The organism is Ercella succinigenes (assembly GCF_900002895.1).
This window is the reverse complement of sequence record NZ_CDHP01000048.1, coordinates 65,607-76,403: the sequence shown is the minus strand read 5'-3', so window position 1 is coordinate 76,403 and position 10,797 is coordinate 65,607. Positions and strand designations below refer to the sequence as shown.

Sequence of the window (10,797 nt, the reverse complement as noted above, 5' to 3'; positions counted from 1 at the left end):
CAGGCTGCATCTTTGGTAAAATGTAACTGCAAAGAAAACAAAATCCAAAGAAAGGCCGCCTGTTACCATGAGTCTAGCACAAAATCGACCCACAATAAACCGTTCAGAAACAATTCTTCCAGCTAAATTCGACAACGCTACGGTCACAAACCGCGCTTCACTGGCATACATTGAAGCATTCAAGCAGAAAATCGGTTTCCAGCAGCTGTTGGAAACAGGGCTGTCATTTTCCAAACGTCATAATGCCCGGTTTGGCACAGCCAACATCATCGATTTCATGGTTGATGCAGCGGTCTTGGGACTATCGCGTTTTAATCACATGGAAGATCTGCGTCATGACAATGCCTATCTCAAACTCAAAGGCCGTGCTCCCAGTGAGAAGGTTTGTCGTGACTTGCTGCGGGATTTGCCTGAATCAACCGCTTCAGAAATTCGGCTGATTAACAAACGGTTGCTGGAGAAGAAAGCCAAATCCGAAGGACCACGCTCTGTTGCTTTGAATATTGACGACACGGTCTGTACCGTCTTCGGCGACCAGGAAGGCAGCGGCGTTGGTTATAATCCCACCAAACACGGGCGTGCCTCGTTCAAGGAAAAAGTCGGGATTTTGGGCCTGACGAACGAAGTGATTAACTTGACGCTAGAAAATGGCAGACATCATACCAATTACGAGCTAGAAGCGTTTATCCGCAAATGCCGCATCCTCTTGCCTGACGCATGGATACTAAAGCGCGTGCGCATCGACTGCGGCGGATTTGACATCGACAACCTGTCGTATCTGGATGAGCAGGATCTGGAGTTCACGATCAAGTGCAAAAAATACAAGAGTTTGCAGGTGCTCATTGACAGTGTCAATCATAAAGATCATCTCTATCCCTGGACGGATGTTGACGAAACCTTTAGTGTCAACGAATGCCATTTCCGGCTGCCTAAATGGCAGAAATGCTACCGATTCATCCTGATCCGCAAACCTGCGCCGGTCAAAGATAAAAAACAACAGCAGATGGACCTTGACGCTGTGAAATATTGCTACCAGCTTATCGTGACCAATATCGAGACTATGACAGCCGCTGAGATCTTTCATGACTACAACCAGCGTTGCGATGTTGAAAACAAGATTGATGAGCTCAAGGAAGGCTTTGCTTTTGACCAGAACAGCCAACGCAATCTCAAATGCAATCAGCTGTTTCTCCTGATCAAAATGCTGGCCTATAATCTGCATAACTGGTTCAAACAAGCCATATTGCCAGATAGCTGGCGTAGTTTTGAGATCATGACTGTTCGCCGCAGGTTCTATCATCTAGCTGCGAACATCTGCGGGAATGGACGCTATCGCCATCTTCGTTATGCTAAGGACTGGAAGATTGAATGGTTGATCCGTGCGGTCATCGACCGATTGCAACAGTTTAGTTTGATTCCAGTTTGATGATATCGCCTAACTAGAAATGCACTGCTCAACCGCGACTGCGGCTTGTTTCTGATTCCTTTCTTTCAACATCAGGAGCCAGGAAACAGCCATTTTTCTGATCTATTAATGTTTTCACCACTATTCAATTGTCAAGGTTCATCGCTCGAATGGTTTTTCTCAGATTTGGCTGAGAAACACTTAACCCGAGCCCTATTTGACGGCTACCTGCCGATTACAGGTTAAAAGCTTAATTGCTATTGCAGATACAAAAACCAAAACAATTATGCCAATAATTAGTGGTATAGGAACATCTGTTTTGTAGGTATCTGTAACTGTATCAGCCAAAACAAAAATACGAGGTATGCAAATCATAATTATTATCAGCATTAATATTGAAAATAGTCTTATAACTTTTGATTTTTTTTGCATATTCTAAACTCCTGTGCATAGCGTTCTGACTGTACATAATAAATTTAGCAAACAGTTCTAACAGGATTCTGACAAACTGTCTAAAATCAGATTTTTACTATGCAAATGGTTATTTGTGAGTATGTTTTGCATCAGAACAGATTAATAATTTTTTTGTATTGTCTGCATTTTTGAAAAATGTTATCATTCGAAGTGAAAAAGAAAATAATTATATGAAAGCATAATCATTATGAGTATTGTTCGTCTTATATATACAACCTTGCTTCTTCTCTCGGTTTTTTGCGCTATTTTTTTGATTCATTATGCTAGCAAAAGAAAAGCTAAACCAGGGGCAAATTGTTTTATCATGATGCTTCTTTCCACAATGATATATTGTGCAGCCTATCTTGGAGAAATAAATTCTGAGAGCTTGAAAACGGCCTTGTTTTGGTTTGATCTACAGCATATTGCAATCCCTTTTGGACACTACTTTTGGGTAATAATGAGTCTTGAATTTTCTATGATTCCTTCTAAAAAGATAAAAATTTTCAAATATGTGCTGCTCTATCATCCAATAATTTATAATCTTGTTTTTTTTACCAACAGACTACATGGGCTGTATATATCAGCCTACTTTTTTGAAAGCAATGGTTATTTCCCTGTAATCGTTACAGAAAAAGGTTATCTTTATATGCTAATGGTTCTTTCCGGTTCCTTAATCGGATTAATTGGCATGGCAGCTTATGTCTGGGGATATTTACATGCTCCTCGTCTTCATCGTCATAGTTATATAATTATGATAACGGCTTCTTTATTCCCATGGGTATCAGTTTACTTACTTGCTACCGGCAATAGTTATCTGGGAATAGATTATTATCCTGTTATAGCTGTTGTTTCTGGTCTTTTTTACGCATATGGCATATTTAAATATAAACTGTTTAATACAATTCCTATGGCAACACATACTGTGTTCAGATATTCCAAAGAAAGTACTTTGCTTGTTGACTCAACAGATCTTATAATTGAAGCAAATGAAGCTATCATAAATTTATATCCGGAACTAGCACAGGCTTCGGAACGACTTACTCTTTCATCTTTTTTCAATGAACATCCAGAATTAAGAGGTTTGCTGATTGATCAATCAGATCAGCAAATAAAGATTATATCAGAGGGAAAAGAGAAATATTTCAATGCTCGTATTAATAAAATAATTACTGATGACGGTTACGAAGTAGGAAAAATTCTAACGCTTAGTGATATCAGTCTGATGATTGAATATCAAAAAAAATTAGAAAATATTGCCTCTAATGCAATCTACAAGGCAGAAAACAATGAAATATCTTTTTTACAAGCTCAGATAAAGCCTCATTTTATCAATAATACGTTAAGCACTATAGCTTCAATGATCTCAAGAGATCCGGTTAAAGCTAAAGAGCTAATTGGAAATCTAGGGGAATATCTGGCCAACTGTTGCTATTTTGACCAGTCTTCAGATACTATTTTACTAGAAAAGGAACTGGAAGCTGTTGATACATATGTTGAAATTGAAAAAGCAAGATTTGGCAAAAGGCTAAATTATAATCTAATATTAGATGACCAAATACATGAGTATATTGATTCTATTTTCATTCCCAGATTAATACTTCAACCACTTGTCGAAAATGCAATAAGGCATGGTATTTTAAAGAAGGCAGATGGCGGAGAAGTAAAACTTATAATTTCTTGTGAAGAAGATAATCTGCAGTTTTTTGTCGAAGATGATGGTGTAGGAATGTCAGAAGATATGATCAAAAATAATATCGCAAAAGAAAAGAATTCTGGTATTGCTTTGGTAAATATAAATAAGAGATTATTAAAATATTATGGTCAAGGTTTAAAAATAAGCAGTATTCCCGGCAAAGGAACCTGTATATCTTTTTTTATTCCTTTTGCCAGTTCTGTCTGAAAATGGCTATTATATATAATATAATTAATGGACGAGGTGTGTTAATTGATAAAAGCAATTCTTATTGATGATGAATGGTATAATCTTGAGGAAATTGAAGATCTTGTTAATAAAACAGGCTTCATAAAGGTTGAGGGGAAATATCAAAATCCTTTAACAGCTTTGAGTGAGTTGACAAAAATTTCTCCACAAATAGCTTTTATCGATGTTGAAATGCCGGAAATGGATGGTATTTCTCTTGCAGAAAGACTGATTGAAAAACAACCTGATTTAAAAATCGCCTTCATAACTGCCTGGGGACAGTATGCAGTTCAGGCTTTTGATCTAAATGCTTTTGATTATATAATGAAGCCGATTAAAATTGACAGATTCAATAAAATGATAAAAAAAATAGAAAAAGAGATAGGTCTGAAACAAGAAACAAGCTCCAACATTTTGCGTATAAATTGTTTTAACCAGCTGGAAGTTTCTATTGATAATAAACCTGTACGCTGGCAAAGACTTAAAGCAGAAGAACTGTTTGCATATCTTATTGTGAATAAAGGACATTATGTCCACAAGGATATGATTATTGAAAATTTATGGCCTGAGTATGAATATGCAAAAGCACTTCCTATTTTACAGACTTCAATATGCAAAATAAGAAATCTCTTTTCTTCGCAAAAAGAAAATGTCTCTATCGATTATCAAAACAACAAATATTGTCTGGACATTAAGCATGCTGAATGTGATTATTTAAAATTAGAAAAAGCAATAACCGGATTTAACAGAAATAAGCTAAGCACCTTTTCACCCATCGAAGAAAATTGTAATTTATATTGTACAGGTCTTTTTTCTCAAAACGGATATAACTGGAGTATAGCTAAAGATCAGGCTTTCAAAAAAAGTTTGATTGCAGTTTTAAAGGATATTAGTCTGATTCATTGTCAGAGAAATGATTATGAAAGAGCAATAGCTCCACTAAAAACACTGACAGAATTATTGCCTTATGATGAAAACACTAATTTCTGGTTAATGAAAACATACGCTAAGCTTGATCAAAAACAAGAAATGAAGTCACATTATATATGGCTTGAAAATATTCTCAAATCGGATTATGATAGTAACCCGTCTTTGAGAATCAAAGAAATAGTAGAAGCTTTTAACAATAAATGAGTTTGTGCAAAAGTTAATGTCAACTAAGGTAATCAGCTAAACAAAAAGCCTGGAGAAGAATTTTTGCTTCAACTTTAAAGGCGAATTACAACATAGACAATATAGGCAATAGCAAGAATAGCACCTTCTTTCCTGCTTATCACACGACCTGTCCGCATTATGACAAATGAAACCAGTGTAATACTTAGAAGTATTATGATGTCATTAACAGCAGCTTGATCAAGTGTAAAAGATTTAATTCCGGAAGCTGCGCCAAGCACGAAAAGAATATTGAATATATTAGAGCCAACAACATTACCGATTGCGATATCACTTTCACCTTTTCTAGCGGCAACTATACTGGTTACAAGCTCAGGCAAAGAAGTACCGGCGGCAACAATGGTCAATCCTATTATACTGTCTGGTATATTAAATATATTTGCTATGTATACAGCCCCTCTGACAGTTAAGTCTGCTCCCAAAACTATAAGGCCAATCCCAACAATAGTTACAATAATAGCTTTTGACGTTTTCATTTCTTTATAAACGACATCTAATGGTTCGTTTTGCTGTTGAATCAATTCCAGCATGCTATAAAGGTACATACCAAAAAGAATCAGTAGGATTGCGCCATCATAACGTGAAAAACCAAAAGTTCCATTGCCTTCATATGCCAGAAAGAGGACAATTCCAGTAACAAAAATCATAAATGGCAGTTCTTTTTTTAAGCTTGTTACATGTATCGAAATTGGTTTTATCAAAGCTGTCAGACCTAAAATAAGCAATATATTGAAAATATTAGAACCAATTACATTACCAAATGAAATGCCACTGTTACCGCTGATAGCACCTCTTATACTTACCGCAGCCTCTGGAGCACTCGTGCCAAAAGCTACTAAGGTAAGACCTATAACCATACTAGGTATTTTTAACTTGCGGGCAAAAGCGACTGAGCCGTCAACAAACCAGTTTGCTCCAGCTATCAGCATTACAAATCCAGCGAACAAAAAAATAATCTGCATATGAATACATATTCACTTTCTATAATGAATTCTTTTCTCATCATAACGATTTTGTTGTTGTGCTTTTTGCAAGGGATATCCACAGGAAACAATTGCAAAAGCATTCAAATGATCAGGAATTGTCAAAACATTTCTAACTGCTTCCATTCGGTCAATATTGGGCGCAACACCTAGCCATACCGCTCCTAGTCCTAGATATTCAGCCTGAAGCAAAATGTTTTGCGTGCATGCACTCATATCAATTTCAGCATAATCTATAAGCGGTAAATTTTTTCTATAACAACTGACAATCGCCAAAGGCGCCGCCTTTACACAGCCGGCATATGGGCTGACTTGGGAAAGGGCAGCCAAGGCATCTTTCTCTGTTACAACAAAAAATTCCCAAGGTTGCTGATTTTTAGCCGAAGGAGCTGCCATTGCAGCTTTAAGCAGACTTTCTATTTTCTCATTTTCAACTTTTTTCTGAGTATATTTTCTAATACTTGTTCTGGCAAAAATCGGGTTCATAGTTTTTACCTTTCCAAAAATTATTTCTCTTTTATTATACTATAATGTGTCGGAGTGCCACCATTAACACATATCTGCAAAATATTGATGCACATCTAAATTATCTGTCAATTCAGGATGAAATGAAGTTACCAGCATATTGTCCTGTCTGGCAGCAACGATTGCATCATCCAAATTTAGAAGTGAGTTTACATTTTCTTTTATTTCTTCTATCCAAGGTGCTCTGATAAAGATCAAATCAAGAGCATTTTTACTTATTTCAGGAATAATTAAACTTTTATTAAAACTGTCAATTTGTCTGCCATATGCATTGCGTCTCACCTTTATATCCATTACAGCAAGATAAGGATCTTGATCTACAATCTCTTTTGCCAGTAAAATCATGCCGGCGCAGGTTCCCCAGACAGGCATACCTCTTTTTATTCTTGATTTCAGCTCTTCATTCAAATTGTATTCTTTGAGAAGCTTCCCTATCGTAGTGCTTTCACCACCTGGCAAAATGATACCGTCGACAGAAGCAAGATCATTTTCTGACCTTACTTCTATCGGTTTGACATTTTTAATTTTCTGAAGTTTATTTATATGCTCAACAACTGAACCCTGCAAGGCAAGGACGCCTATTTTTTTCAAATTTTCCGCCTCTTTTCGGCAAAGAACAAGTCTTTTGTGAATTGTTCAGATTATATTTTTCTTAATTTCTTTGATTTACCAGCCTCTTGCTGCCAGAAGCTTATCCGGTTCTATCTGTGAAATCTCCAGTCCAGCCATAGGTTCGCCTATATCTTTACTTACTTCAGCTAATATTTGGGGATCATTATAATAGGTTACCGCTTTAACAATTGCCGCTGCTCTTTTTTTAGGATCAGAAGACTTAAATATACCTGATCCAACAAATACGCCTTCGCTGCCAAGTTGCATCATTAATGCAGCATCCGCTGGTGTAGCTATGCCTCCGGCGGCAAAGTTAACAACAGGCAGCTTTCCACTTTCGGCAATATCTTTTACCAATTCATAAGGGGCGCCGTTTTCTTTGGCAAAAGTCATCAGTTCCTCTTTTGGCATATTTTGTATGCGTCTTATTTCACTCATAATTGTACGCATATGACGAACTGCTTCCACAACATTACCGGTACCAGCCTCACCCTTTGTTCTAATCATTGAAGCCCCTTCACCGATTCTTCGTAAAGCTTCTCCCAGATTTCTGGCACCACATACAAAAGGCACTTTAAAATCAAATTTGTTAATATGGTAAAGATCATCAGCCGGAGTTAAAACTTCACTCTCGTCAATATAATCAATTTCCAGAGATTCTAAAATCTGTGCTTCGACAATGTGACCAATCCGAACTTTTGCCATAACAGGAATTGTGACTGAATTCTGTATTTCTCTGATCATCTTAGGATCACTCATACGTGCCACACCACCTTGTTTGCGAATATCCGATGGTACACGTTCAAGAGCCATAACCGCAACAGCGCCAGCCTCCTGAGCAATAATCGCTTCCTGTGCATTTGTGACATCCATAATAACGCCACCTTTAAGCATCTGAGCAAGATTTTTATTTAATTCGTATTGTTTATTATCCATTTTTTATCCCCTGACTATTTTTTATTTGCAATATTGCTTTTATGTTGCCTAATTGTAAAAGAAAACTGCACCTAAAAAAATAGCCAGATTAGATAATATTTATGGGGTCAGTTTCGCAATAAACACATAACCTGATCAAAAGCTTTTCTTACTGCTATACCTGATATACAGTCTATATCTACTATTGTATATCCATTATTGATCGCTTTTACCGCATCTTTGTCAAAAGGGATTCTGCCGACAAAAGGTAATCCTTGTTTTTTACAAAAAAGTTCTATCTTTTCAGTATTTGCAGAATTTGTATCATATTTATTAATACAGACAGCTATTTTTACGCCAAATCCAGATGCAGTTTTTATGATTCTTTCCATATCGCTAATACCTGATATAGAAGGTTCTGCTACAATTAAAACTACATCTATGCCGTTAAGTGAAGCTATAACAGGACAGCCAAGTCCCGGAGAACCATCTATAACAGCCAAATCTGCTTTTGTATCTGAAGTATTAATTTGAGATTTAACTTTAGTTACAAGCAAACCAGAATTGCCACTGCCTGTATTAAGCTGAGCTGTTGAAAAAGTCCTGGTATTATCTTTATAAAGCATTAATTTTCCTGCTGCAGCCGGCTTTAAGCATATCGCATTTACTGGACAAACAAATTCACAAACTCCGCACCCCTCACAGGCAAAAGGATCAATTTCGTATATATTTTCAAACTTAACAGCATCAAATCTGCAGCTTTGTCTACACTTATCACATTTAATGCAAAGCTTCTGATTTATAATCGCTTTTGGCATGCCAAAAAAATCTTTTGTTAATGGTTCTGATTTTTGATCTGTTATGAGATGAAGGTTAGGAGCATCAACATCACAATCTGCATATGCTCTGGCTGCTGAAAGTTTTATAAAAGCACTGGCGATTGTTGTTTTCCCAGTACCACCTTTCCCGCTTAAAACTAATAATTTTTTCATTTTTTCTATGCCTCCTTAACTTCTTTTTTTATATTCTCTAGTAAAGAGGCAAACATTTTGTTATATTTATCTTTCTCTCTGACTGCAATTTTTGCATTTGAATTAATATTCCCTAGATCACTATCAAAGGGAATTTTAGACAAAATTTTAATATTATTATCATGGCAAAACTTTTCTGACGGATTTTCGCTATCTATGCATTTGTTAAGAACAACACCAAAAGGTTTATCAAATAGTTTTACCAGCTCATATATCATATTAAGATTATGTACACCAAATATAGTAGGTTCTGCAACAATTACACAAAAATCTGCATCTTTTATACTTTCCATTACAATACAGGCAGAACCTGGCGGACAATCTATAAATGCCATTAAGTTATTGAATCTTTGATTTTCAGCAATAAGTTTTTTTATGATTGGAACACCAGAAGACTCACCTAGGTTAAGCATACCGCTAGAGACTTTTACCTGATCAGAAAAACCATTTTGTATTACTCCGATTGTTTTATTTTTCTCCGCCAATGCTTCTTGTGGGCAAATCATTATACAACCACCGCAAGAATGGCATATCTCTTCAAAAACAATCAGTTTTTTGCGTATATGTGCCAAAGCATTGAACTTGCAGAAATTAACACATTTACCGCAACCATTACATAAATCATTATTAACAAAAGGTATTTTTACACTTATTTCCTCAGTCTGGAAATTATCAGGCTTAAAGAAAAGATATCCATTCGGTTCTTCAACATCACAGTCAATATAGTGTGATCTTTTTGCTGCTGCAGCTAAATTCACGGACACCAGAGTCTTCCCTGTGCCACCTTTGCCACTTAGCACAGCTATATTCATATTATCCGTATCCACTTATCTGCCTCCATGACCATGAAACCCAGCATGAATTTCTATCAGAGGTTCTAATTTATCATCAACATATGCTGAAATATTCTCTTTGGCTGAAGCTTTGATTGTCTTAAATATTTTTATATCAGCAGCTTTCAAAACAACAGCCGCATTCTCTCCGCATCTTGGGGTCAGTAATATATCAGCTTTATTATCAACTACAGTTTGTGCAGCTTTTATTCCTGCACCACCAGTACTTGCAGCGGCAGTATTTTCTATAAAAATACTTTCTTTATTTTCTGTATCAAATACAAGAAAATACGGAGTACGCCCAAAGGATATACACACATTTGTCTCAATATTATTCTCATCTACAGGTATTATTATTTTCATTTTTATCTCCATTCATGATTATTCATTTATATATATTAGCTTGTATTTCGAACAATTTTTTTATTCAAGATAGTCCAGCCTACTAGTCTTTTTTGTTTTAAATAGACATATCTTGATCTGTTAAAAGTTTGAAGATAGAATTAGCGGCCTCTGCGCCGCCTATTGCAACCTCTGCCACAACCATTGCCTCGATCTTCGCAAAGCTGGTATTCTCCTCCTTCAATTAATAAAACTTTACCATTTACCAAAGATTCAGCCAGTTTCCTTCTAGCAGCTTCATAAATACCTTGAACAGTAGTACGTGCAATATTCATTTGCCTGGCACATTCCTCTTGTGTGAAATTTTCTAAATCTATGAGTCTGATTGTTTCATATTCATCAACTGTCATTTTTACAAATTCCTGCTTCCCTGCATTCACATCTAGTGGACCAAATTTATTATTATCAGGTAAACAGCAGACAGTTCTCCACTTCATTGGTCTAGGCATTAAAATCACCTTCTATCATTTCTGACATATGTCATTTATGATTTTAATTATACTCCGTTTTGGGCATATGTCAATAAACAAAAAAATAAGAA

Annotated in this window: 12 protein-coding genes; 3 read left to right on the top strand and 9 right to left on the bottom strand. The window is 36.1% G+C overall.

Annotation, left to right across the window (positions count from 1 at the left end; all coding sequences use genetic code 11):
- Positions 1-67 precede the first annotated feature (67 nt).
- Positions 68-1,426, top strand: coding sequence for an IS1380 family transposase (locus AC0KSB_RS11360; protein WP_472309342.1), 1,359 nt, complete (start codon positions 68-70; stop codon positions 1,424-1,426).
- A 192-nt stretch (positions 1,427-1,618) separates the two neighbouring features.
- Here AC0KSB_RS11360 and AC0KSB_RS11355 read toward each other — a convergent pair whose 3' ends face one another.
- The gene (locus AC0KSB_RS11355; RefSeq protein WP_472309340.1) at positions 1,619-1,837 is read right to left on the bottom strand and encodes a hypothetical protein; all 219 of its coding nucleotides are present in this window, start codon (positions 1,835-1,837) and stop codon (positions 1,619-1,621) included.
- 229 nt (positions 1,838-2,066) lie between these two features.
- Between AC0KSB_RS11355 and AC0KSB_RS11350 the strand changes: the two genes are divergently transcribed.
- The gene (locus tag AC0KSB_RS11350; protein WP_472309338.1) at positions 2,067-3,761 is read left to right on the top strand and encodes a sensor histidine kinase; all 1,695 of its coding nucleotides are present in this window, start codon (positions 2,067-2,069) and stop codon (positions 3,759-3,761) included.
- A gap of 45 nt (positions 3,762-3,806) precedes the next feature.
- Positions 3,807-4,916, top strand: coding sequence for a response regulator (locus AC0KSB_RS11345; RefSeq protein WP_472309336.1), 1,110 nt, complete (start codon positions 3,807-3,809; stop codon positions 4,914-4,916).
- Between the two features lie 74 nt (positions 4,917-4,990).
- Here the strand turns inward: AC0KSB_RS11345 and AC0KSB_RS11340 are convergent, their stop codons facing one another.
- The 8 genes from AC0KSB_RS11340 to AC0KSB_RS11305 form a co-directional block, all read right to left on the bottom strand.
- Positions 4,991-5,917: a calcium/sodium antiporter gene (locus AC0KSB_RS11340; RefSeq protein WP_472309334.1), complete on the bottom strand. Its 927-nt coding sequence runs from the start codon at positions 5,915-5,917 to the stop codon at positions 4,991-4,993.
- A 12-nt stretch (positions 5,918-5,929) separates the two neighbouring features.
- Positions 5,930-6,424: a nitroreductase family protein gene (locus AC0KSB_RS11335; protein WP_472309332.1), complete on the bottom strand. Its 495-nt coding sequence runs from the start codon at positions 6,422-6,424 to the stop codon at positions 5,930-5,932.
- Positions 6,425-6,487: 63 nt separating this feature from the next.
- On the bottom strand, positions 6,488-7,054 hold the full coding sequence (pdxT, locus tag AC0KSB_RS11330) for a pyridoxal 5'-phosphate synthase glutaminase subunit PdxT (RefSeq protein WP_472309330.1): 567 nt from the start codon (positions 7,052-7,054) through the stop codon (positions 6,488-6,490).
- A 75-nt stretch (positions 7,055-7,129) separates the two neighbouring features.
- Entirely contained in the window at positions 7,130-8,011 is an 882-nt protein-coding gene (gene pdxS, locus AC0KSB_RS11325) for a pyridoxal 5'-phosphate synthase lyase subunit PdxS (protein ID WP_472309328.1), read from the bottom strand.
- Positions 8,012-8,118: 107 nt separating this feature from the next.
- A complete protein-coding gene (locus AC0KSB_RS11320) occupies positions 8,119-8,982 on the bottom strand; it encodes an ATP-binding protein (RefSeq protein ID WP_472309326.1) in 864 nt (287 codons plus the stop codon).
- 5 nt (positions 8,983-8,987) lie between these two features.
- Positions 8,988-9,833, bottom strand: a complete 846-nt coding sequence (locus AC0KSB_RS11315; RefSeq protein ID WP_472309352.1) for a nucleotide-binding protein — start codon at positions 9,831-9,833, stop codon at positions 8,988-8,990.
- A 15-nt stretch (positions 9,834-9,848) separates the two neighbouring features.
- Positions 9,849-10,217 carry a NifB/NifX family molybdenum-iron cluster-binding protein gene (locus tag AC0KSB_RS11310; RefSeq protein WP_472309324.1) on the bottom strand — a complete coding sequence of 123 codons (369 nt, stop codon included), beginning with the start codon at positions 10,215-10,217 and terminating at the stop codon, positions 9,849-9,851.
- Positions 10,218-10,357: 140 nt separating this feature from the next.
- Complete coding sequence (locus AC0KSB_RS11305) at positions 10,358-10,705, bottom strand: DUF134 domain-containing protein (RefSeq protein WP_472309322.1); 348 nt, start codon at positions 10,703-10,705, stop codon at positions 10,358-10,360.
- Between the last annotated feature and the right edge of the window lie 92 nt (positions 10,706-10,797).

What these genes read in the sequence shown, in the direction of transcription:
- AC0KSB_RS11340 (WP_472309334.1), bottom strand. Translation starts at nt 5,917, where the DNA reads ATGCAGATTATTTTTTTGTTCGCTGGATTTGTAATGCTGATAGCTGGA.
- AC0KSB_RS11320 (WP_472309326.1), bottom strand. Translation starts at nt 8,982, where the DNA reads ATGAAAAAATTATTAGTTTTAAGCGGGAAAGGTGGTACTGGGAAAACA.
- AC0KSB_RS11360 (WP_472309342.1), top strand. Translation starts at nt 68, where the DNA reads ATGAGTCTAGCACAAAATCGACCCACAATAAACCGTTCAGAAACAATT.
- AC0KSB_RS11310 (WP_472309324.1), bottom strand. Translation starts at nt 10,217, where the DNA reads ATGAAAATAATAATACCTGTAGATGAGAATAATATTGAGACAAATGTG.
- AC0KSB_RS11355 (WP_472309340.1), bottom strand. Translation starts at nt 1,837, where the DNA reads ATGCAAAAAAAATCAAAAGTTATAAGACTATTTTCAATATTAATGCTG.
- AC0KSB_RS11335 (WP_472309332.1), bottom strand. Translation starts at nt 6,424, where the DNA reads ATGAACCCGATTTTTGCCAGAACAAGTATTAGAAAATATACTCAGAAA.
- AC0KSB_RS11315 (WP_472309352.1), bottom strand. Translation starts at nt 9,833, where the DNA reads ATGAATATAGCTGTGCTAAGTGGCAAAGGTGGCACAGGGAAGACTCTG.
- pdxS (WP_472309328.1), bottom strand. Translation starts at nt 8,011, where the DNA reads ATGGATAATAAACAATACGAATTAAATAAAAATCTTGCTCAGATGCTT.
- AC0KSB_RS11350 (WP_472309338.1), top strand. Translation starts at nt 2,067, where the DNA reads ATGAGTATTGTTCGTCTTATATATACAACCTTGCTTCTTCTCTCGGTT.
- AC0KSB_RS11305 (WP_472309322.1), bottom strand. Translation starts at nt 10,705, where the DNA reads ATGCCTAGACCAATGAAGTGGAGAACTGTCTGCTGTTTACCTGATAAT.